Here is a 21,194-nt window from a genome sequence, read left to right on the forward strand (position 1 = left end):
GGCCGGTCAGCTGCGGCTGCGCCCCCGCAGCACCCGCAGCTCCAGGTCCCGCTCGACCACGGCGTCCTCCGCCGACGCGGGCAGGAGGTCGTAGGTGTGGCAGACGAAGTCACTGACCCGGTCCGCGGGAAGCTCGATCATCGCGTGCCCGCCAGGGCTGGAAAGCTCGACGAGGAGCACGCGGCGGCGGTCGCGGACGATCGGGCGGACCCGGACGTCACCGAGCCCCGCGCAGCGGCGTGCGCCGTCCACGAAGAGCCGGCGCGCGAAAGTCCACACGACGGCTTTCTGATCGGTCACCCACATACTCATGGTGATCGCGATCGGATCGGCCGGGTCGTACCTCAGGCTTGTCGGCAGCGGAACCCGCTCGCCGTTCTCGGCCAGGTACGTGGCGTTGAATTCCCATGTCACGGCGTCTGACACGATCGGACGGCGGCTCATCAGGCCCTCCCACCCCCGGCGGCTGTGTTGTGTGGAGACACACTCGTCACACGACTCTGTCGTTACAGAACGGTGTCATTTGGGAAAGCCCGCATCATCCGGCCTTGGTCGTCGGGGCGGAGTACCAACGACCCGGCGGCGCGGGACGACCCCGCCCGCCTCCCCCACCAGCCGAGCCGGGGCGGCGCGCCGGTGTCAGGCCGGCGGCCCCGTCAGCCGCTCCGCCGCGTCCTCCACGGGGGCCTGGACGGGCACTCCGACGCCGCCGTCGGCGGGCACGGGAGCACCAGGCGTGACAGTGCCGGCGGTGGCCGTGCCGGCCGTGGACGTGGCCGTGGACGTGGCTGTGCCGACCGTGGTCGTGTCGATGCCGGTCGGCACGCGCAGCGCGCGCAGCAGGCCGGTCAGTGCCACGGCGACGACGACGTTCAGGACGAACGCGGTCAGCGCGATGTAGGCCGTTCGGCCGAGTCCGGGGACCTCGGCGAGCGAGCTACCGAAGTGCCGCGCGGTCGCGCTGCGCTGCGCGTAGGCCTCGAGCGTGCCGTAGGTCATCCCGACCAGCCAGCCGCCGAGCAGCGCCCAGCGGTGCAGCCAGCGCGTCCACAGGCCGGCCACGATCGCCGGGAACGTCTGCAGGATCCAGACCCCGCCGAGCAGCTGCAGGTTGATCGAGTTCTGCGTGTCCATCCCGAGGACGAACACGAGCGCGCCGACCTTGACCAGCAGCGAGGCCGTCTTGGAGACCGAGGTCTCCTGGGCGGGTGTCGCGTCCGGCCGGAAGAACTCGACGTAGATGTTGCGGGTGAACAGGTTCGCCGCCGCGATGGACATGATCGCCGCCGGGACGAGCGCGCCGATCGCCACCGCGGCGAACGCGACGCCCGTGAACCAGGCGGGGAACTGCTGGTCGAACAGCAGCGGGACGACCAGCCGCGGGTTGTCGGTCTTCACCCCCGAGGCGATGGCGGCGAAACCGAGCAGCGCCAGGAAGGCGAGCAGCAGGGAGTAGAGCGGCAGCACCGCCGTGTTGCGCCGGATGACGTCCTGGCTGCGCGTCGAGAGAATCCCGGTGATCGCGTGCGGGTACATGAACAGCGCCATCGCGGAGCCGAGCGCCAGGGTCGCGTAGGCGAGGAACTCCGACGGTGCCGGGACGAACGCCGCCTTCGGCGGCCGGCCCGCCGCCGCGGCGGCCGCGTTGGCGGTGTCGAACTTCGCCTGGGCCGCGTCGAACACGGCGCCGTACCCGCCGAGCCGGTGCGGGATGTAGATCACCGCGACGAGCACCACGGCGTAGATCAGAATATCCTTCACGAAGGCGATGAGCGCAGGTGCGCGCAGCCCGGAGCGATAGGTGTACGCGGCCAGCACCGCGAACGCGATGACGATCGGGATATCCCGGACGATCGGGTTGTCCCCACTGGTGCCGATCCCCATCGCCTCCAGGACGGCCTGCATGCCCACCAGCTGGAGCGCGATGTACGGCATCGTCGCGACGATGCCCGTCACGGCGACGGCCAGCGCGAGCGACCGCGACCCGTACCGCCCGCGGACGAAGTCGGCCGGCGTGACGTACCCGTTCCGGCTGGCGACGGCCCACAGCCGCGGCATGATCACGAAGACGATCGGCCAGACGACGCTGGTGAACACCACGGCGAACCAGCCCGAGACGGCACCCGTCGCGTACATCGCCCCGGGAACGGCGATGAACGTGTAGGCGGTGAAGATGTCACCGCCGATGAGGAACCAGGCGACGAACGAGCCGAATCCGCGGCCGCCGAGCCCCCACTCGTCGAGGTGGTCGAGGCTGGCGGCCCGCCGCCAGCGCGCCGCACCGAACCCGATCACGGTGACCAGGACGAACAGCGCCAAAAAGACCGTGAACTCGACACCGTGGAAGTCGGTGTGGAACGGCGCGGCCAGCACCGGCGGGTCGCCGGCAGGATCCGGGCTCACCGGGCGTCCGGTCGGCCCGCGGTGCGCCGGAGGAGCCAGGTGGCGCCGGCCAGGCTCACCGCGCCCGCGACCAGCCACACCAGCGTGTACCAGTAGAAGAACGGAAAGCCCCACACCCGCGGCTCGACTCTCGCGTAGGTCCCCACCAGCAGCAGGGCCACCACCTGGGCGGAGAGCAGCACCGCGACGGCCGCCCGGACGAGGCCACGCGGCAGCGGACGTCCGCGGGGCGGGCCCGCGGGCGGGGACGGGTCGGTCGACGGGGAACGCACTCGGATTCCTCCCACCGGGACGCGGACGCCGCGCCCCGCCGGACGACGTCGCCGGGCGCCACCGGCACCACACACCACTCAATGCAATCGAGTGGTCACCTTAAGGCGTGACAGTCGCCCCTCAGGTGCCCCACGTACCGCGTGTCGGCACACGTCACCCCGCCCCGCGCCCCGTCACACCGTGCGCGGGCCCGCCACACCCGCCCCGTGCAGACCCGCGCCGCCGGCGCCGGTTCCGTCGCGCCGGCTCAGCGGTCTCCGGCCCAGCGGCGGTCCTCCTCGTCCCACTGCTCGTTGCGGCGGTCCAGCTCGTCACGCCAGTTCTCGGCCTCGGCCGCGCTCGGGTAGGGACCCAGGCGGCGGTGCCCCGGGGCGTCCGGCGGGTTCTCCACGCGCCCGTGCTCCAGGCACCACCACCATCCGGACGGATTCCACGACGAACTGTCCACCTGGTCGCGGTCGCGTCGCGCGGACACCGACCGGCGCAGCCAACTCAGCATGGTCGATCACCTACCCATCCCGCCATGATCGATCACGCGCGCGGGCACGGGACGTCAGCTGATCGTGGCCGCGAGCTGCCGGGCGCGATTGGCCGCGGCGCCGCCCACCGACGCGTAGCCGATCTCATCGGTACTTTCCTGACCTTTACTCAGAACGTAACCGAGATAACTGCGCAGCAACTCCGGGTGCGCGTTGTTCGCCGCGCAGACTATGCCGTAGGTCACCGCCGAGGCGGGATAGGCAGCCGGGTCGGTCGGGGTGTAGTCGATGAGCATCCGCGGGTCGGCATGGTGTTCGTCCAGGACGGCGTTCGCGAGCGCCGCCGGAACGCTGAGCGCGTTCGCGGTCACGTACTGACCGGACGGGTTGGCCAGGGCCGCGGTCGGCAGTCCCTGCCTCGCGGCGAAGGACGGTTCCGCGTAGGTGATCCCACCGGGCTCGGCGTCCACGGCGGCCGTCACGCCGTCGGACCGCTCCGCCGCCAGGCCGCCGGGCGGCCAGGCGAGCGTCTTGCCGGCGCCCAGCGTCCGCTCCCCCGCCGCCGACAGGTACTCCCCGAGGATGCTGGTCGAGCCGGACGAGTCCGACCGGTGCACGGGCCACACAGTGGTGGGCGGGAGATCCACGCCGGGATTGTCCGCGGCGATCCGCGGGTCGTCCCAGCGCTCGACCCGCTGCTGGAAGATGGCCGCCACGGTCGCCGGGCGAGCCGGAGCTGGTTGACCCCCGGCAGGTTGTACAGGAACACCAGCGCGCCGCCCACGAGCGGGATGTGGACCGCGGTGGCCTCCGCGGGACCCACCGGGCCCGCGGAACTCCCGGGAGCCGCGGGGCCGGTGGCGGCACGGGCGCAGCGGGCGTCCGCGGCACGCTGCTCCTCGCCGGTCAGCAGGGCGTCGGACCCGGCGAAGTCGACCGCCCCGGCGATGAACCGCTCGATCCCGCCGCCGGAGCCGACGGCGTCGTAGGCGACGCTCGCCGCGTGGCAGCGGGTGGTGAAGTCGCTGATCCACCGGCTCTGCAGGCTCCGCTGGAAGGTCGCCCCGGCGCCGGACAGGCTCCCGGCCGCGCACTGCGGGTCGACGCCCGCCGGCGCCGGCCGCTCGGCGGAGCAGCCGGCGAGCAGCACGGGGACGGCCACCAGCGGCAGGACCAGCGCCGACGCGGTTGCCCCCGCCCGCCAGCTCGATGTGGTCGAGAATCGTCACCGCGCGGGCCGGGAAGGACGGCCCGGTCGCCGCCGGCGGCCCGTCCATCGCCTACGTCCCGCTCGTACTCGGCCTGCCCCGCCCGATGGCCGACGCGCTCGGCTGGACGAGTCGGCCGCCTACCTGGGCGGACGTCATGGACGTGCTCGCCGATCCCCGTGGCTGGGCGGCGCACGGCCATCCGGAGTGGGGCGGTGTGACCTCGGCCATCGCCGATCCGGCCCGGTCGACCGAGGGGCTCGCGACCGTCAGCGCGCTGGCGGGCGCCGTGCGCGGGCTCGGCCGGGAGGACTACCTGCCCGCCTCCGCGGCCACCGATCCCGCGCTGTTCGACCGCCTCCGCGTGATCCAGCGGACGAGGGCCGTCCGCCCGGACGACTCCACCGGCCTCGAGGCGGCCGTTGCCCGCGCGGAGGCCGCCGGGCCGAACCGGATCGCCGCGGGGCCCTCCATCTACTTCATGAGCGAACGTGCGGTCTGGAAACACAACCGGACCGACCCGGCCGTCCCGCTGGTCGTGGTGTACCCGGCGGAGGGATCCCCGGCCGCCGACCACCCCTACCTGCTCGTCGACCGGGCCACGATGCCCGCCGAGGCCAGGGCCGCCGCGGCCGGCTTCCTGCGTTTTCTTCATTCAGCGTGACTCGATGACCATTTCTTGCCAGCGGCTGATCTGCTCGGCGGTCGCACCGTTGGCGGCGAGGTACCCGGCCGGGCCGCCGGGGGCGGCGTCGATCGTGTCGAGCACGCTGGCGATGGCCTTCGGGTCGACGAGAACCGCGGTCCCGATGCCGCGCGGCGCCGATCGGCCCGCGGTCAGGTGGCTGTACTCCGGCCGCCGGCTCAGCGCCTCCCGGACCCGCTGGATCCGCTGTTCGGTGGCGAGGTAGTCCGCGACGATCGCGTCGCGCTCGACACCGGCGGCGGCGAGCAGGACGGCCGTCGTGATGCCGGTGCGGTCCTTGCCCGCGGCGCAGTGCACCAGCGCCGGGGTGCGCTCACCGGAGACGAGGAAGTCCAGGATGCGGACCAGCCCCGGGCCGGCGTTCTCGAGCATGATCGCGTAGAACCGGGCGTAGTCTCCGCCGATCCGGTCCCGCAGCGCCTTCGGGTCGCTGAGCCCGGTGAAGTCCATCAGCGGCTCGTGCATCCAGGTGATGCCCAACTGCGGGAACCACTCGGCGGCCCGCGGGTTCTCGAACGGGGCACGCAGGTCCACGACGCCGCGCAGGCCCACCTTGTCCCGCAGCAGCGCGATGTCTTCGGTGGTCAGACTGTCGAGGTTGTCACCTCGGAGCAGCACGCCGGGACGGACCGTGCCCCCGGCCGCCGGTAACCCTCCGAGATCCCGGACGTTGTGGGCACCGGTGAGTTCTATCCATTGAGGCGTTTCCTGCGAGGCGGTCACCGGATGACACTACGGCGGACCAGTTAAGCGCGAGCAAACAAAACCCCAAACGCGGTTCCGCCCGGGGCCTCCACCTGCGCCGCGGCGCGTCCCGCGACGGCCTGGAGCTTGCGGGCGATCAGCGCGTAGGCGCTGATGTCCTCGTCCGCCCACTGCTCCGGATCGGTGTCGGGACGCCGGCGGTGCAGCAGTCTGAATCCGACCCTTACCGGCTCGGGCTCACGCGGCCCGGGCCGGTAAGAGTTTCGGATCGGTCAGCCGGACCGGCGGCGAGTGCGGCTTTGGCGACGGGGGCGAACAGCCGGAGCGTGTCGGCGAAGTAGCGGGTGGAGGGTACGCCGAGCAGGCGCAGGGCGGCGCGGTGGTTGATCGCGACCACCGCCGCGGACACAGCGAGGAGGGCCCACCACGCGGCGGCGAGCAGGGCGCGCGTCGGCACGGGCAGGCCGGCGAGGTCCAGGCGCAGGCGGCGGATGTGGAAGGGAACGTGCTCCTGCTCGTCGGTGAGGATGCGCGCCACGACCTCGCGGGTCAGCCGGTCGCCGACGCCGTCACGGACCACCTGGAAGTAGCGCAGCGTGCACACCTCGGCGACGGTCAGGACCAGCACCTCGCGCGGCAGGCGGGCCCGCCAGCGCAGCGAGCGGAAGATGGTGTCACTCCAGTGCGCCGCGATCGTCGGCCGCCCGGCGGCGGCGAGCAGCCGGGCGAGCAGCCGCGAGTGGTCCTGCTCCTCGGCGATGAACAGCCGCGCGGCTTCGAGGTAGCCGGAGTGGCCCGCCCGCGCGGCGGCCCGCATCATCCCCGCGCCGTCACTGGCTTCGCCGACCTGGATCCTGGCAAGGCTGGTGGCCAGCGCCCTGGGGATCTCAGCGCCCGCGCTCCAGTCCGGGTCGGGCCGACACCTGTTCGCATCGAATCTGTGTCGCCATGACTCAAAGGCTTCTGACGCATCACCGAGCATGAGCCATAGTTGCACGGCATTGGAAGAAACATCCAGATTGTTGAGCTTTGCGACGGTTAGTCAATGCGGCTGAGCCGAGTCAGCGCGCCCACTCGAACCTCGGTGCCGAGCGGCCGTGCGCCAGGAAGATCGGGTCGTTGTCGACGTAGAGCACCCGCGCCGCCGGACCGAGCCGCTGCGCGGTCTCGTGCAGGCTCGGGTTGGTGGGAATGCCGGTGCCGATGTCCAGGAACTGGCTCACCCCGGCCGTCGTGGTCAGGTGCGCGACTGCCCGGTACAGGAACGCCCGGTACAGGAACGCCCGGTTCTGCCGGGCGTAGAGCCGCAGGTTCGGGAAGGCCGCCAGCGCCTGCTCGGCCGCCTCCCGGTCCGCCGGGAAGTTGTCCTTCCCGCCCAGGTAGTAGTCGTACATCCGGGCCGAGTGGGGGATGTCGGTCCGCAGGTCCAGCGGGCTCACGCTGGCGCTGACGGATTTGAGGAACGAGGTCCCGCCGGCTGCCCCGACCTCGGTGTCACCCATCGCCGCCAACCCCCACTTTCCACCGTAAAGCCGTCAGATCGCCCTAGTACTGAGCCGAAGTAGCTTGGCGTCACGGCCTGCCCTGGCGCTCCGCGGTTCCGCGGGACCCCAGGATCGACCGTGAGCCGTGGTGGCCGCGTCGTCGAGCAGGCGGCGTGCGCGCCGGAATCTGGCATGCGTAGATCCCGCACCCGTCCCGGGATTTCTGTCAGTGCGGCGGGAGAGGATGACCGCGTGGTCCCCACTTCCCGTCCCGCCCGCACGCCGGCCGCCGCCGGCGCCGGCGCCGGCGCCGGTGCTGGTGCTGGTGCCTCGGCTGGCTCTGGCTCTGGTGCCGCGGTTGGCGCTGGGGCCGGCGCCGTGGCCGCGCTGCGGGCGGCCGGGGTGGGCCGGGGCGGCCTGGTGGCGGTGGTCCCGGTCTCGGATGTCGCGGTGGCGCTGGCGTGCGCCGGCGCCGTCTGGGCCCAGCCCGCCGACCCGGCCGCCGTCCTGGCCGAAGTGGAGCGCGCCCTCGCCCCCCGGTGGGTCTGGTGGTCGGCACACAGCACCGGGGCACTGCTGACCAGGTCAGGTACCAGCACAATCGCCGGACCCCGCGCTGGCTCTGGCACCTACGTCGGCCCCGGCGCTGACACCGGTCCCGGGCGCAGTCCCGTTCCCGCCGTGTGCTGGGATCTCGCGGCGGCGCACCGCGTCCTGCACGGGGGGCACCGGGATGATCCGGCGGCGGTCTGGGCCGGCGCACGCGGACTGCCACTCCCGCCGCCACCGCCCCGGCCCCGCGCCGACGGCCAGCTCGACCTGCTCGCCCTGGTCGATCACCCGGGCGGCCCGGGTGACGGCGAGGCCGACGATCCGATCGGCCCGGACGGCCAGCTCCGACCGGGCTGGGCCGAGGAGACGCTGCGCGGCGCGGGCCCGGGCGGGACGGGCGCCCAGCTGGCCCGGGCCACCCGGCTCGCCCAGCTGGCCCTCACCGTCACGGCCGCTCAGGACGAGGCGCTGCGCGCACTGCCCGACCCGCGGGCGCGGCCGGCCGGGCTCCCGCTGGCCGTCCTGACCGCGCGGGCCGAGTCCGGCGCCGAGCTCCTCGCCCGCGAACTGCGACGGGACGGCCTGCCGGTGGACCGGCCGACCGCCGAGGCGACGATCGCCGCCGCGATCGGGCCGAGGCCCGACGGCGACGCCGCGGGCGCGGCTGCCCGGCGGGCCCGGGACGCCCCCGTCCTGCGCCACCTCGGCACGTCGGTCGACCTGCGCAACCCGGTGGCGGTCCGGTCCGCGCTCGCCGCGGTGGGCATCGACGTGCCGGACACCCGGTCGGGCCGGCTGAGCGCGCTGCGCGGTGTCCACCCTGTCGTCGAGGCGCTGCTCGCCTGGCGCAAGGCCGAGCGGATCGCGACGACCTACGGGTACCGGTGGCTCGACACCCATGTCGGCGCCGACGGCCGGCTACGGGGCGAGTGGCGCGGCAGCGACGGCGCCGCCGGCCGGATGACCGCGGCCGCCGGCCTGCACAACCTGCCGGCCGACCTGCGGGTCGTGGTGATCGCCGAGCCGGGGTACCGGTTCGTCCGCGCCGACCTCGGCCAGATCGAGCCGCGGGTGCTGGCTGTGGTCTCCGGCGACCCGGAGCTGACCAGGGCGACCCGGCAGGACGACCTCTACGCCCCGGTCGCGGCCAGCCTCGGCGTCGACCGGCCGACGGCGAAGGTCGCGGTGCTCGCTGCGATGTACGGGCAGACGACCGGCGTCGCCGGCCAGGCCCTGCGGCAGATGCGCGAGACCTACCCGGTCGCGCTGGCGTACCTGGACGCCGCCGACGCCACGGGCCGGGCCGCCGCCCTGGGCCGGCCACCGCCGAACCCACCGGTCACAGACCCACAGGCGCGGCTGCGGACGTTCGGCGGGCGGCGGGTCCCGCTGCGGTTCGCCGCGGTGGACGACGGCGCCGACGAGAACAGGGTGGGTATGGCCTGGGGCCGGTTCGCGCGCAACGCCGTCGTGCAGGGCGCGGCCGCCGAGCTGTTCAAGGCGTGGGCCGTGACGGTACGCCAGTCGATCGCCCCGCTCGGCGGCGCGATCGTCCTCTGCCTGCACGACGAGCTGCTGCTGCACGTGCCGGCCCCGCGGGCGGAGGCGGCGGCGGAGGCGACCCGCCGGGCGCTGGACGCCACCGCCGGATACTGGGCCGCCGGCAGCGGGGTCCGTTTCGTCGTCGACATCGCGGTTGTGCGGCGGTGGTCCGATGCCAAGGCCTGACACCCGCCCGCACGGCGTCGCGAGCAGGGCGAAGCCCTCGGCGGCCCGGCGTAGTGCCCGACTGACACAGTGCCCGACTGACACAGTGCCCGACTGACACAGTGCCCGACTGGCACAGTGCCCGACTGGCACAGTGCCCGAGGAGTGACCGAAAGGCTACTTCATGGCTTCGGCGCTGCGCTCCGGCCCGGCGTTACCCATGTGGGACGTTGGTGAGGTGATGAACTGCCCTTTGACCCTGGCGCGACCTACGGCCCTGGCGCGCCTCATAACCATGGTGCGACTCACGCCCGACAGGTGGCCGGCGACGCCCGGTGGTTGCCGCGAGCGGTGGCGGTTCGTGCCGGAGGCCACCCCGTGACCGCCTGGCGGCAGGCCCTCACCGCCCTCCAGCGGCGGGCGCGCAAGGCCCCGGGCTCGACGCCGGACGCGGCCCCCGCCGACCCTGGCGCGGCCCCCGCCGAGCCGTGCCCGCACCCGGCGGACGCGCTCGTCACCCGCCGGGCCGGCTCGCTCAGCCGCACCATGGTCCAGACCTGCACGGCCTGCGGTACCGAGTGGACGGCGCAGCCGTGACCCGCACCGCCGCGGAGGTGGACCACGCGGCAGCCGACCATGCGGCGGTTGACCGCGCCGGTCCCAGGGCACACGGCGATCTCAGAGCAGCGCGGCGATCTCGGCCCAGGTCGGCATGGAGGAGGAGGCGCCCGGGCGAGTCACCGCGATCGACGCCGCGATGACCGCCACCCGCACCGCCTGATCAAGACCTTGCCCGGCCGCCAGCACGGACGCCATGACGCCGGCGAGGGTGTCGCCAGCGGCCGTGGTGTCGACCGCCTCGACCGGGCGCGCGGGCACCTCGGCGAGCACGGCGCCGCCGCGGGCCACGAGCACGCCCCGGGGGCCGCGGGTCAGCACCACGGTTCCGGCGGTCCGGCTCAGCGCGCGGGCGGCGGCCGTCTCGTCGTCGGTCCCGGCCAGCTCGCAGGCCTCCGCCGCGTTGGGGACGAGGATGTCGACAAGCTCCAGCAGGTCCGCGGGGACAGGCAGGACGGGCGCGGGAGTGAGCACCGTGGTGACGCCGCGGGCACGGGCGGCCGCCAGGGCCTCCCCGACCAGGCCCAGCGGACGCTCGAACTGTGTGACGAGAAGGCCGGACCGTGCGATCAGGTCGCGGGTGGCGTCGTCCAGCGCCATGACGGCCTGGTTCGCTCCGGGGACGACGACGATGCTGTTCTCGCCTCCGTCGACGACGGAGACCGCCGCGACTCCGGTCGGCGCCCCGACCGTCGCCAGCGCCGCGGTGTCGACCCCGTCGGCCGCCAGCCGCGCGCGGAGCGCGGCCCCGAACTCGTCGTCGCCGACGGCTCCCGCAAACCGGACCCGGCCGCCCGCGCGGGCCGCCGCGACCGCCTGGTTGAGCCCCTTCCCCCCGGGGACGGCCGTGAACGAGGAGCCGAACAGCGTCTCGCCGGGGCGGGGCAGGCGCGGCTGACGGACCACCAGGTCCATGTTCGCGCTGCCGAGGACGGCGATGGTCACCGGAGGCCGTCGCCGCGCGGAGTGGCGTGTCGCCATACCGCGAGTGTCCCGAACACCCCTGCCTGCCTCCAGGCCGGATCCGGCCCCGGCCTCACCACCTGCGACGCAATCCGTGATCTATCACGTTTACCGATCAGTTCGATCGCGGTTTGACGCTGGACACCATCCCTCTTCTCCACCATTCTGATGGACATGTCGGGGAACCTGGGTGCGAGTGCGCACGGGCCGTGCGTGGCTCGGGGCGCGGCGTCGCTCCGGTATGCGGCGCGCGTGCCAGCCGCCCGGTCGGTGCTGACCCGTCGGCGGTTCGTCGATTTCGGTCTCCTCACCACCGCCTGTTGTCGCCCCCGCTGAGCGGCCCGCGACGGCCGGCCACGGCACGCCAGGACGTCCGACGGGTCGCACTGGCCGGGTCTGCCACCGCGGCTACCGGCGCCGCCCGCCCGTCCATCCGTTCCTGACCGACCGCTCCTGACCGAGGCCGTAGCCACGGCGCGGACGGGCGTGTTCCCACTCGCGGGCACGACCCGCCGATCCGCGGTCAGACACAGGACGGTGATCTCCGGGCTCGGGGACATCGGCATACCCGGAGCACCGGCCGGCCGGCCGGCTCCCCCCGTCTACGCCGCCGCCGGCAGGCCCGCTTCCCGATTGCGCGGCCGCCGGCCGCCGTCCCGCCCGACCACCCCCGATGCCCGCCGCCGGCCCGGCCTGACCCGGACCGGGCCCGCTCCGTCCCGCACCGCACCGAGCGGTTCGGGTGCGCGCGCCAGCTCCGTCGCGCCCAGAACCGCCCGAGCACGTAAAGCAACATCGAAAGGACCCCGGCATGACCAGTCCGACGGCCATCCCCGCGACCGCGTCCCCGCAGGTCGAGTTCATCAGCCTGTCGCATCTCAACCCGTCGACCGAGCTGAATCCCGTGCCGAGCCGGGGCATCGACCTGCCGTACTTCCGCAAGTACGTCCGCTCGCTCGAGGAGTCGGGCTACGACTACACCCTGCTCCCCTACGGCTCCAACAGCGCCGACTCGTTCGTTATCGCCTCGGCCGTCGGCCAGCTCACCGAACGCCTCCGCCCGATCGTCGCGCTGCGGCCGAACACCACGATCCCGCAGGTGGGGGCGCAGAAGCTCGCGACCCTCGACCAGCTCACCGAGGGCCGCGCCGTCGTCCACCTCATCTCCGGCGGCAACGACGCCGAGCAGGCCCGCCACGGCGACTACCTGCCGAAGGACCGCCGCTACGCGCGTACCTCGGAGTACATCGACCTGCTCCGCAGGTCCTGGTCGGAGACCGGCCCGTTCAGCCACGAGGGCGAGTTCTTCAAGTTCGACGACTTCGGCCCCGGCTTCCGGCCGTACGGCGACACGATCCCGATCTCGATCGGCGGCCAGTCCGACGCCGCCTTCCAGGTCGGCGGCGCCAAGGCGGACATCTTCAGCTTCTGGGGCGAGCCGCTGGCGGACCTGCGTGCGGAGATCGACCGGGTCAACGGGATCGCCGCCGCGGCCGGGCGCACCGACCGGCCGCGCATCTGGGTGACCTTCCGGCCGATCATCGCCAAGACGGACGACCTCGCCTGGCGCAAGGCCTTCGACTACGTCACGAAGCTCGAGAAGACGTACAGCGCGGGCGGCCCTCCCGCACGCTTCCTCACCGGCGCCCCGCAGAACGTCGGCTCGCAGCGCGCCCTGGACTTCGCCCAGCGGGCCGAGATCTACGACCGCGCGCTGTGGACCCGCACCGCGGCCGCGACCAACGCGGCCGGCGCCTCCACCGCCCTCGTCGGGAGCCCGGAGACGGTCGCGGCCGCCATCCTCGACTACGTCGACCAGGGCGCCAGCCTGGTCTCGATCCGTGGCTACGACACCCTCGCCGACGCCGTCGACTACGGCCAGCACATCCTGCCCCTCGTCCGCCAGGAGCTGGCGCACCGCGCCGCCACCGGGCAGCGTGGCACTCTGCAGGACGCCCACCCCGGCGCCCTCACCCCCGGTTTCGACCCCGCCGCACTGGCCGGCCTGCGATGACGACGGCGGTGCACACGCCCGGGCTGGTCCGTCCCGAGCTGGTCCGCCCCGACCTGTCCCCGGAGGCGCTGGCGGCCGTCACGGACGAGATCGCCGCGGTCGCGCCCGCCTACGACCGGACAGGCGAGATCCCGGTCAGGGGCCTGGAGGCCGCGCATGGCGCCGGGCTGCTGACCGCGACCGTGGGCACGCAGTACGGCGGACCCGGCCTCGGGCTCGTGGACACCGCCCGCATTCTCGTCGCCCTCGGCGAGGGCGACGCGTCCGTCGCGCTGCTCGCCGCCAACAACCTCGGCACCCACCAGGCACAGGCGGCCGCCGGCTACTGGCCGGAGGCGTACTACGCCGACTTCCTGCGCCGCAGCGCCGAGGGTCCGACGCTCGCCAACGCCGTCCGCAGCGCCTTCACGCGGTTCGCTCTCGAGCGGGTGCCCACCGCCCTCGGTCGCCCGATCGCGACGACCGAACGCATCCAGACCGTCGCGGGCGAGATCGACGCGCAGATCGCCCAGGCGGAGACCCTCCTGTTCGGCGCGCTCCTGCGCGCCGAGGCCGGCGACACCGGTCACCTGCCGCAGCTGTCGCTGCTGAAGATCCAGATCGCCCGCTCGGCGATCGCCGCGGTGAACACCGCGGTCGCCGCGCTGGGCAACCCGGCACTCACCCGGTACCAGCCGTTCGAGCGCCTGCTCCGCGACGTCCTGTGCGTGCGGGTCCATCCGCCACAGGAGGACACCGCCCTGCTTGCCGCCGGCCGCCGGCTGCTCGACCAGGAGTCCCGATGACGACTGGTCCCATCCCTAGAGAAAGAAAAGAAACGAAACGATGAAACGACGCCTTCACTCGCACCGGCCTGGCCTGGCCGCCATGGCCCTTGCCGTCACGGCCGCGCTGGGCCTGGCTGCGTGTGGCTCCTCCGGCGATGATGACGGTGCCGCCGGCGACACCGCGGGGACGCCGGTAGCCGGTGGGACTCTGAAGGTCGCCTTCTTCCCCGACAACCCGGTGTTCACGTGCCTCGACCCGTTCCAGACCTACTGGATCGAGCACCGCACGGTGATCCGCAACGTCGCCGACTCGCTGACCGACCAGGACCCCAAGACCGGTGAGATCAAGCCCTGGCTCGCCGAGAAGTGGGAGATCAGCGCGGACGGGAAGGAGTACACCTTCCACCTGCACGACGGCGTCACGTTCAGCGACGGCACTCCGCTCGACGCCGCGGCGGTCAAGGCCAACTTCGACGGCGCCAAGAGCGTCGTGGAGGAGACCGGCGGCGCGACCTACGGTGCGAGCTACATCCTCGGCTACGACCGCAGCGAGGTCGTCGACCCGAGCACCGTCAAACTCTTCTTCTCGACGCCGAACGCCTCGTTCCTGCAGGCCACCTCGACGACCAACCTGGCGATCATCTCGCCGGCGTCGTACAAGAAGACCATCAAGGAGCGCTGCCTCGGCGACTACGTCGCCTCCGGGGCGTTCACGCTGGAGGGCTACAAGCCCAACGAGCTCACCACCCTCAAGCGGCGGCCGGGCTACGCCTGGGGCTCGGCGCTGTCGGAGAACACCGGCGAGGCCCACCTCGACACGGTCGAGTTCAGCTATGTCGCCGAGGACAGCGTGCGCACCGGCAACCTGCTCAGCGGCGCGGTCGACATCGCCTGGCCGCGTAACCCGTTCACGGTCGAGGACCGCGAGCTGATCGAGAAGTCGGGTGACGTCGTGGAGTCCCGGCCGCTGCCGGGCCCGGCGTCCACGTTCTACGCCAACGTGAGCGCGGGACGCCCGCTGGCGGACCTCAACGTCCGCAAGGCGCTGTACAAGGCGTTCGACCTCGAGAGCTACGCCAGGACGGTGTTCGGCGCCGACTACCCGGTCGTGGAAGGTGCCTTCGACACGACGACGCCGTACTTCGTGTCGCAGGCCGACAAGCTTCGCCACGACCCCGAGGGCGCGGGCAAGCTCCTCGACCAGGCCGGCTGGAAGCTCGGCCCCGACGGCTACCGCCACAAGGGCGACCAGAAGCTCACGCTGTCGACCCCGACCACCCAGTTCAACGTCGGCTCCGAGCTGATCCAGGACCAGCTCAAGCAGGTCGGCATCGACCTCGTGCTGGACACCACGACGACGGCCGAGCTTCCCGCGAAGCTCAAGAACGGCGACTACGACCTGACCGCGACCTACTTCACCCGGGCCGACCCGGGCGCGCTGCAGTTCATCCTCAACCCTGAGATCGCCAACTCGAAGGCGCTCGCGACCAACGCGACGACCCCCGAGGTCCAGGCGAAGCTCAAGGAGCTGTTCGCCAGGGCTGCGCAGACCACCGACGCGGAGCAGAGCAAGCAGGCCTACGCCGACCTGCAGAACCTGCTCATCGACGAGGGCGTGTCGTTCCCGCAGTTCGAGCGGGTGCAGTTCGCGGGCGTCAGCAACGAGGTCCATGGCTTCGCCTTCACGTCGGAGAGCTTCCTGAAGCTCAACGACGTGTGGAAGCAGCAGTAGGAGAACCCTGATGACTCGGTACATCCTCGGTCGGTTCGCCCAGGCGCTCGTCGTGCTCTGGGCGGCCTACACCGTGACCTTCGCGGTCCTCTACCTGCTGCCGAGCGATCCGGTCGCCCTGCAACTGGGAGCGGCGGGGATCGAGACCGACAAGCTCACCCCTGAGCAGCTCAACACCGCGATGGCCCAGTACGGGCTGGACCGTCCGGTCCTGAATCAGTACTTCTCCCACCTGTGGGGCTTCCTGCACGGAGACTTCGGTGACTCGATCTCCAAGCAGCAGCCGGTCGCCGACCTCATCGGCGACCGGCTGGGCCCCACGGTCGCGCTGAGCATCACCGCGGCCACGCTCTCGCTCGTGGCCGGGATGGCGCTGGCCTACCTGGCCTCGTACATGCGGTGGCGGCCGGCCCGGCTGTTCCTGACCCGGCTGCCCTCGTTCGGGGCCTCGTTCCCCCAGTTCTTCATCGCGCTGCTGCTGATCCAGCTGTTGTCGTTCAACCTCGGCTGGCTGCCGGCCACCGGGGTGAAGGGCTGGAAGTCGCTGGTGATGCCGTCCATCACGATCTCGCTGCTGACGGCCTCGATGCTCGCGCAGGTGCTGATGCGCAGCTTCGACGACACGCTCCGCCAGCCCTACATCGTGACGGCGCGCGCGAAGGGCCTCTCCCGGGCGGCGGTGCAGTGGCGGCACGGCTTCCGCAACGCGCTCCTGCCCGCCCTGACCATCCTCGGCGTCCTGGTCGGCCTGACCGTCACCAGCGCGATCGTCGTCGAGACGGTGTTCTCCCGTAACGGCCTCGGCAAGCTCGCCCAGGAAGCGGTGCTGGCGCAGGACGTCCCGGTGGTCCTCGCGATCGTCTCGCTGGCGGCCGCCGTCTTCGTCTTCGTCAACCTCGTGGTCGATCTGCTCTATCCGTTGCTGGACCCCCGCATCGTGCAGGGCCGGCGGAAGGTGGCCTCATCGTGACCGTCTCGGCTGCCCACATCGCCAGCCCGGCCGCCGGAGCCAGCCCGGCCACCGCCGGAGCGGATCCGGTCAGCACCGGAGCCGGCCCGGTCACCACCGGAGCCGTTCCGGTCACCACCGGAACGGATCCGGTCACCACCGGAGCCGGCCGCGCCGCCGGCGAGGCGCTGCTCGACGAGTCCCAGCCCGGCGGACGGCGAGCCAACCTCGCCGCGAGTCTGCGGACCCTCGGTTCCAGGCCGGGATTCGTGATCGCGGTGCTGTTCATCGCCTTCGTGGTGGTGACGGCGTTCGCGCCGGGCCTGTTCACCTCGCACGATCCCTACGCGACCGCGCCGGCCGACCGGCTGGTCGGCCCGGGTGCCGGCCACCTGTTCGGCACCGACGAGCTCGGCCGCGACCTGTGGTCCCGCATGCTGCACGGCTCGGCACTGACGATCAAAGCCACCCTGATCGCGCTCGGGATCGCGATCGTGGCCGGACTCGCGCTCGGCGTGATCGCCGGCTTCTTCGGTGGTCTCGTCGACGCGCTGCTCATGCGGGGCGTCGACGTGCTGCTGGCCATCCCGAGCCTGCTGATGGCGCTGTCCATCGTCACGGCCCTGGGTTTCGGCACGGTGCCGGTCGCCGTCGCCGTCGGCGTCGGCATCGTGCCGGGATTCGCCCGGACCACCCGCGCCGAGGTGCTGCGGGTGAAGACCCTGCCCTACGTCGAGGCGGCGCGTGGCGGGGGGGCGTCCTGGCTGCGGGTGCTGCTGCGCCACGTGCTGCCGAACTCGTGGGGCCCGGTCGCCGTGCTCGCCGTGCTGGACACGGGCGTCGCGATCATCGCGATCGCGTCGCTGAGCTTCCTGGGCTTCGGCGCGGCGCCGCCGACCGCCGAGTGGGGCACCCTCATCTCCGCCGGCCGCAACTACCTCGTCACCGCTCCGTGGGTCTCGCTGCTCCCCGGGCTGTTCGTCGCCATGACGGTGCTGAGCCTCAACCACATCTCGAAGACCCTCCAGGAGCTCGAGCGATGACGGTCGGAACGAGCCAACTGACGAGCCCGCCGACAAGCCCGCTGGTCAGCCCACTGGTGACGATCCGGGATCTCCACGTCGGCTACGTCCGCCGCCGCCGGACGGCGCCCGCCGTGCGCGGCGTGGACCTGTCGATCGGGTCCGGGGAGATCGTCGCCCTCGTCGGCGAGTCGGGCTCGGGCAAGTCCACGATCGCGAACACGATCATCGGCCTGCTGCCCGACAACGCCCGCGTCACCGCCGGCAGCGTCCTCCTCCACACCGGCCCGAGCCCCGACGATGTCGACGGCCCGGCGCTCGACGACCGTCTGGACCTCGACGAGCGCGGCCGGCGGCCGGTCGAGATCGTCGGGGCCAGAGAGAAGGTCCTGCGTGAGCTGCGCGGCCGGGTCGTCGGGCTCGTGCCGCAGGACCCGATGGTCGGGCTCAACCCCACCCGCCGCATCGGCGGGCAGGTCGCCGAGGCGATCCGGCTGCGCGGGGTGACCGGCGACGATCTCGACGCCGAGGTGCTCGAGTTCCTCGCGCAGGCCGGCGTCGACAACCCGCAGCTGCGCGCCCGTCAGTACCCGCACGAACTGTCCGGTGGCCTGCGCCAGCGCGTCCTCATCGGGATCGCCCTGGCCGGCCGGCCCCGCCTGATCATCGCCGACGAGCCGACCAGCGCCCTCGACGTGACCGTGCAGCGCAGGATCCTCGACCACCTCGAAGGGCTCGTCCGCGAGTCCGGGATCTCGCTGCTGATCATCACGCACGACCTCGCCGTCGCGGCCGACCGCGGTGACCGCGTGGTCGTCCTGCAGGACGGGGAGATCGTCGAGCAGGGCCCACCGGGCGACATCCTGGTGAGCCCGGCGCAGGACTACACCCGGCGACTCATCGCGGCCGCGCCCGGTCTGGCCCACGGCGGCCAGATCGTGCCCCGCTTCCAGCTTCCACCCGAGCAGGTGGCCACCCCGGACCCGGTGATCCGGCTGGAGAACGTCTCCAAGCGCTACCCGCTGCCGGGCCGGCAGGCCGGCTCGTTCCTCGCCCTGGACGGGGTGTCGGTCGAGGTGGCCCGCGGGCGCACGCACGCGCTCGTCGGCGAGTCCGGCTCCGGCAAGACCACGATGCTGCGCATCGCGTTCGGCTTCGAGCAGGCGACCGACGGACGGGTCAGCCTCGACGGCGTCGACATCACCGGCCTGGGCTGGAAGCAGACCCGGCTGCTGCGCCGCAAGGTCCAGCTCGTCCACCAGAACCCGTACGCCTCGCTCGACCCGCGCTTCACCGTCGGGCAGAGCATCACCGAGCCGCTGGTGTCGTTCCGGATCGGCGACCGGCGCACCCGCACGGCCCGCGCGCTGGAGCTGCTCGACCAGGTGGCGCTGCCCGGCTCCTACCTCGACCGGCTGCCGGCGGAGCTGTCCGGCGGCCAGCGCCAGCGCGTCGCCATCGCCCGCGCGCTCGCCCTCTCCCCCGAGCTGGTGCTGCTCGACGAGCCCGTCTCGGCGCTCGACGTCTCCGTGCAGGAACAGATCCTCGAGCTGCTGACCGACCTGCAGGAGCGCCTCGGCCTCAGCTACCTGTTCGTCTCGCACGATCTGGCCGTCGTCGCGCGGATCTCGCACACGGTGTCGGTACTCAACCGCGGCCGGCAGGTCGAGTCCGGCTCCGTCGCCGCGGTGTTCGGCTCGCCGAGCAGCGAGTACACCCGGGAGCTGATCGACGCCGTCCCGGGCCAGCGCGGCGCCACCCGCCAGGCCGGCTCCCGGGACGACGATGTGCGGGAGGTCGCACGGACCTGAGCGACGCGCGCTCGGTTGCCGGCCCGCAAGCCCGTATCCTAGGATCCCCGCTGCCATCCGGACATTCTGGCGCGCCGCTTCGGCCGGAGTACGCGTATTTTCACGAGCGGCGTCGGGGATGACGTCTCGGATGAATTGCGGGCCGGATGGCGAGCTGACAAGACCGTGTACTGATCATATGGTCTTGAAACGGGGATCAATGCGGATCGGAAAGCTGCTCCCACGGAGCGCGGTGGCCTGTGCCGGGGTCGGGCTGGCACTGCTGGTCACCGCGTGCGGCGGGGGCGACACGGACGACGACTCGGCCACGGCAGGCGCGTCCAGTGCCAGCGAGGTGCCGCACACCTGGGCGACCGACGTCCCGGACAACCTGACCGGGGGTTCGGCGACACCGGCCCCGGCGGTCACGGTCGCGGCCGCCGCACCCACCGTGTCGGCCTCCGCCGATCCGCGTACCGGCGTCATTCCCGCGGATTTCCCGTTCCCCCCGGGGGCGACGGTGACCGTGTCCGACAGCAAGCCGACCGACGCGACCCTCAACCTCGCCGGCGTCACCCCGGCCGCGACCCTCGCCTTTTACCGGCAGGCGCTGCCGGGCGCCGGTTACAAGTTCTTCCAGGAGGGCGGTTCCGACGGGAGGACGAAACTCACCTTCACCGGGCGGAGCCAGAGCGTGGAAATCCTCGCGGGCGGCACCCGGACCCCCGAGCCGGTGCTGGTCATCTTCACCCAGTGCACCAGCGCGGTGGAGGGCGGCGGCGTCGACAGCCGCCGCAGCGACCGGGTGGCGTGCGCCTGACGCGGCCGTGACCGCGCTCGGCCGGTCCCAGCCGATCCGGCGACCCGGGTACCGGCAGGGCCTCCCTGACCCGCGGCGCCCCGCCTACCGTGGACGGGGTGGATAACCGGGCGCAGATCCGCGAGTTCCTGGCCTCGCGGCGGGCGAGGCTCACGCCGGGGCAGGCGGGCCTGCCGAGCTACGGCGGGCACCGGCGCGTGCCGGGCCTGCGCCGGGAGGAGGTCGCCCTCCTCGCCGGTGTGAGCGTGGACTACTACACCCGCCTGGAGCGCGGCAGCCTGCCCGGCGCCTCCGACGGCGTGCTGGACGCGATCGCCCGCGCCCTGCAGCTCGACGAGGCCGAGCGGGCGCACCTGTTCGACCTGGCGCGGGCCGCGAACGCCGCGCCGGGCGCCCGCCGCCGCAGCCCCCAGCGGGTCCGGCCGGGCATCCAGCGCATCCTGGACGCCGTCACCGCGGCGCCGGCCTGGGTGCGCAACGGCCGGATGGATCTCCTCGCCGCCAACCCGCTCGGCCAGGCGCTCTACTCGGAGATGCTGGCCGATCCGGTGCGCCCCGCGAACAGCGCCCGGTTCGCCTTCCTCAACCCGCGTGCGAGGGAGTTCTTCACCGACTGGGAACGCGCGGCCAACGACATCGTGGCGATCCTGCGGGCCGAGGCCGGCCGCTCTCCCTACGACCGGGCCCTCAGTGACCTGATCGGTGAACTCTCGACCCGCAGCGAGACGTTCCGCACCCGGTGGGCGGCGCACGACGTGCGTTTCCACCGCACCGGCGCGAAGCGGTTGTGCCATCCCGTGGTCGGCGACCTGGACCTGGCCTTCGAGGCCATGGAGTTCCCCGGCGACCCGGGACTCACCATGATCATCTACAGTGCCGAGCCCGGGTCGCCGACGAGCGACTCGCTCCGGCTGCTCGCGAGCTGGGCGGCCACCGTCGACGAGACCGGCCACACCGAAGCCGGCCACGCCGAGGCGGGCCACGCCACCGGCGAGGCCTGAA

Annotated in this window: 18 protein-coding genes and 3 pseudogenes; 11 read left to right on the forward strand and 10 right to left on the reverse strand. The window is 72.9% G+C overall.

Annotation, left to right across the window (positions count from 1 at the left end; translation table 11 throughout):
* Window positions 1–6 precede the first annotated feature (6 nt).
* The 6 genes and pseudogenes from AC559T_RS15240 to AC559T_RS15265 all read right to left on the reverse strand — a co-directional run.
* The gene (locus tag AC559T_RS15240) at window positions 7–444 is read right to left on the reverse strand and encodes an SsgA family sporulation/cell division regulator (RefSeq protein WP_071065769.1); all 438 of its coding nucleotides are present in this window, start codon (window positions 442–444) and stop codon (window positions 7–9) included.
* A gap of 195 nt (window positions 445–639) precedes the next feature.
* Window positions 640–2,403 (reverse strand): monocarboxylate uptake permease MctP, encoded by a 1,764-nt coding sequence (mctP, locus tag AC559T_RS15245; protein WP_498869157.1) that lies wholly within the window; start codon window positions 2,401–2,403, stop codon window positions 640–642.
* A complete protein-coding gene (locus tag AC559T_RS15250; protein WP_198541435.1) occupies window positions 2,400–2,675 on the reverse strand; it encodes a DUF3311 domain-containing protein in 276 nt (91 codons plus the stop codon). The genes mctP and AC559T_RS15250 overlap by 4 nt, the downstream gene beginning before the upstream one ends.
* Window positions 2,676–2,923: 248 nt before the next feature.
* Complete coding sequence (locus AC559T_RS15255) at window positions 2,924–3,175, reverse strand: hypothetical protein (protein ID WP_083391249.1); 252 nt, start codon at window positions 3,173–3,175, stop codon at window positions 2,924–2,926.
* Between the two features lie 54 nt (window positions 3,176–3,229).
* Window positions 3,230–3,874 (reverse strand): annotated as a pseudogene (locus AC559T_RS15260) (substrate-binding domain-containing protein); the annotation flags it as partial.
* A 29-nt stretch (window positions 3,875–3,903) separates the two neighbouring features.
* Window positions 3,904–4,317: pseudogene (locus AC559T_RS15265) on the reverse strand (substrate-binding domain-containing protein); the annotation flags it as partial.
* A gap of 26 nt (window positions 4,318–4,343) precedes the next feature.
* Here AC559T_RS15265 and AC559T_RS15270 point away from each other — a divergent pair.
* The gene (locus tag AC559T_RS15270) at window positions 4,344–5,027 is read left to right on the forward strand and encodes a hypothetical protein (RefSeq protein ID WP_498869158.1); all 684 of its coding nucleotides are present in this window, start codon (window positions 4,344–4,346) and stop codon (window positions 5,025–5,027) included.
* Here AC559T_RS15270 and AC559T_RS15275 read toward each other — a convergent pair.
* The 3 genes and pseudogenes from AC559T_RS15275 to AC559T_RS15285 form a co-directional block, all read right to left on the reverse strand.
* A complete protein-coding gene (locus tag AC559T_RS15275; protein ID WP_498869159.1) occupies window positions 5,019–5,792 on the reverse strand; it encodes a tyrosine-protein phosphatase in 774 nt (257 codons plus the stop codon). The two genes, AC559T_RS15270 and AC559T_RS15275, sit on opposite strands and share 9 nt — an antisense overlap.
* 205 nt (window positions 5,793–5,997) lie before the next feature.
* The gene (locus tag AC559T_RS15280; RefSeq protein WP_235014783.1) at window positions 5,998–6,594 is read right to left on the reverse strand and encodes a ferritin-like domain-containing protein; all 597 of its coding nucleotides are present in this window, start codon (window positions 6,592–6,594) and stop codon (window positions 5,998–6,000) included.
* Window positions 6,595–6,862: 268 nt separating this feature from the next.
* Window positions 6,863–7,276 (reverse strand): annotated as a pseudogene (locus AC559T_RS15285) (SAM-dependent methyltransferase); the annotation flags it as partial.
* A 234-nt stretch (window positions 7,277–7,510) separates the two neighbouring features.
* Here AC559T_RS15285 and AC559T_RS15290 point away from each other — a divergent pair.
* Both AC559T_RS15290 and AC559T_RS15295 read left to right on the forward strand, forming a co-directional pair.
* Entirely contained in the window at window positions 7,511–9,538 is a 2,028-nt protein-coding gene (locus tag AC559T_RS15290) for a DNA polymerase (protein WP_498869160.1), read from the forward strand.
* A gap of 357 nt (window positions 9,539–9,895) precedes the next feature.
* Window positions 9,896–10,114 carry a hypothetical protein gene (locus tag AC559T_RS15295; RefSeq protein WP_131626842.1) on the forward strand — a complete coding sequence of 73 codons (219 nt, stop codon included), beginning with the start codon at window positions 9,896–9,898 and terminating at the stop codon, window positions 10,112–10,114.
* 81 nt (window positions 10,115–10,195) lie between these two features.
* Here AC559T_RS15295 and AC559T_RS15300 read toward each other — a convergent pair whose 3' ends face one another.
* The gene (locus tag AC559T_RS15300) at window positions 10,196–11,116 is read right to left on the reverse strand and encodes a ribokinase (RefSeq protein ID WP_498869161.1); all 921 of its coding nucleotides are present in this window, start codon (window positions 11,114–11,116) and stop codon (window positions 10,196–10,198) included.
* 793 nt (window positions 11,117–11,909) lie between these two features.
* Here AC559T_RS15300 and AC559T_RS15305 point away from each other — a divergent pair.
* The 8 genes from AC559T_RS15305 to AC559T_RS15340 all read left to right on the forward strand — a co-directional run bounded on the left by AC559T_RS15305 (window position 11,910) and on the right by AC559T_RS15340 (window position 21,193).
* Window positions 11,910–13,112: an LLM class flavin-dependent oxidoreductase gene (locus tag AC559T_RS15305; RefSeq protein ID WP_498869162.1), complete on the forward strand. Its 1,203-nt coding sequence runs from the start codon at window positions 11,910–11,912 to the stop codon at window positions 13,110–13,112.
* Window positions 13,109–13,897 (forward strand): acyl-CoA dehydrogenase family protein, encoded by a 789-nt coding sequence (locus AC559T_RS15310; protein ID WP_498869163.1) that lies wholly within the window; start codon window positions 13,109–13,111, stop codon window positions 13,895–13,897. The genes AC559T_RS15305 and AC559T_RS15310 overlap by 4 nt, the downstream gene beginning before the upstream one ends.
* Window positions 13,898–13,937: 40 nt before the next feature.
* Window positions 13,938–15,611 carry an ABC transporter substrate-binding protein gene (locus AC559T_RS15315; RefSeq protein WP_498869164.1) on the forward strand — a complete coding sequence of 558 codons (1,674 nt, stop codon included), beginning with the start codon at window positions 13,938–13,940 and terminating at the stop codon, window positions 15,609–15,611.
* A 10-nt stretch (window positions 15,612–15,621) separates the two neighbouring features.
* Window positions 15,622–16,581 carry an ABC transporter permease gene (locus AC559T_RS15320; RefSeq protein WP_071066685.1) on the forward strand — a complete coding sequence of 320 codons (960 nt, stop codon included), beginning with the start codon at window positions 15,622–15,624 and terminating at the stop codon, window positions 16,579–16,581.
* Window positions 16,578–17,603 (forward strand): ABC transporter permease, encoded by a 1,026-nt coding sequence (locus tag AC559T_RS15325; protein ID WP_498869165.1) that lies wholly within the window; start codon window positions 16,578–16,580, stop codon window positions 17,601–17,603. Before AC559T_RS15320 ends, AC559T_RS15325 begins: the two co-directional genes overlap by 4 nt.
* Window positions 17,600–19,393, forward strand: a complete 1,794-nt coding sequence (locus AC559T_RS15330) for an ATP-binding cassette domain-containing protein (protein ID WP_498869166.1) — start codon at window positions 17,600–17,602, stop codon at window positions 19,391–19,393. The genes AC559T_RS15325 and AC559T_RS15330 overlap by 4 nt, the downstream gene beginning before the upstream one ends.
* Before the next feature lie 184 nt (window positions 19,394–19,577).
* Window positions 19,578–20,192, forward strand: a complete 615-nt coding sequence (locus tag AC559T_RS15335) for a hypothetical protein (protein ID WP_498869167.1) — start codon at window positions 19,578–19,580, stop codon at window positions 20,190–20,192.
* A 98-nt stretch (window positions 20,193–20,290) separates the two neighbouring features.
* Entirely contained in the window at window positions 20,291–21,193 is a 903-nt protein-coding gene (locus tag AC559T_RS15340) for a helix-turn-helix transcriptional regulator (protein ID WP_498869168.1), read from the forward strand.
* The last annotated feature ends 1 nt before the right edge of the window (window position 21,194 follow it).

This window comes from Frankia sp. Hr75.2 (assembly GCF_949319125.1).
Taxonomy (GTDB): Bacteria; Actinomycetota; Actinomycetes; order Frankiales; family Frankiaceae; genus Parafrankia; species Parafrankia soli.

Excerpts from the sequence above, each read along its gene's own strand:
- AC559T_RS15240 (WP_071065769.1), bottom strand. The coding sequence starts at position 444 with ATGAGCCGCCGTCCGATCGTGTCAGACGCCGTGACATGGGAATTCAAC.
- AC559T_RS15255 (WP_083391249.1), bottom strand. The coding sequence starts at position 3,175 with ATGCTGAGTTGGCTGCGCCGGTCGGTGTCCGCGCGACGCGACCGCGAC.
- AC559T_RS15280 (WP_235014783.1), bottom strand. The coding sequence starts at position 6,594 with ATGATGCGGGCCGCCGCGCGGGCGGGCCACTCCGGCTACCTCGAAGCC.
- AC559T_RS15300 (WP_498869161.1), bottom strand. The coding sequence starts at position 11,116 with ATGGCGACACGCCACTCCGCGCGGCGACGGCCTCCGGTGACCATCGCC.
- AC559T_RS15305 (WP_498869162.1), top strand. The coding sequence starts at position 11,910 with ATGACCAGTCCGACGGCCATCCCCGCGACCGCGTCCCCGCAGGTCGAG.
- AC559T_RS15310 (WP_498869163.1), top strand. The coding sequence starts at position 13,109 with ATGACGACGGCGGTGCACACGCCCGGGCTGGTCCGTCCCGAGCTGGTC.
- AC559T_RS15315 (WP_498869164.1), top strand. The coding sequence starts at position 13,938 with ATGAAACGACGCCTTCACTCGCACCGGCCTGGCCTGGCCGCCATGGCC.
- AC559T_RS15320 (WP_071066685.1), top strand. The coding sequence starts at position 15,622 with ATGACTCGGTACATCCTCGGTCGGTTCGCCCAGGCGCTCGTCGTGCTC.
- AC559T_RS15330 (WP_498869166.1), top strand. The coding sequence starts at position 17,600 with ATGACGGTCGGAACGAGCCAACTGACGAGCCCGCCGACAAGCCCGCTG.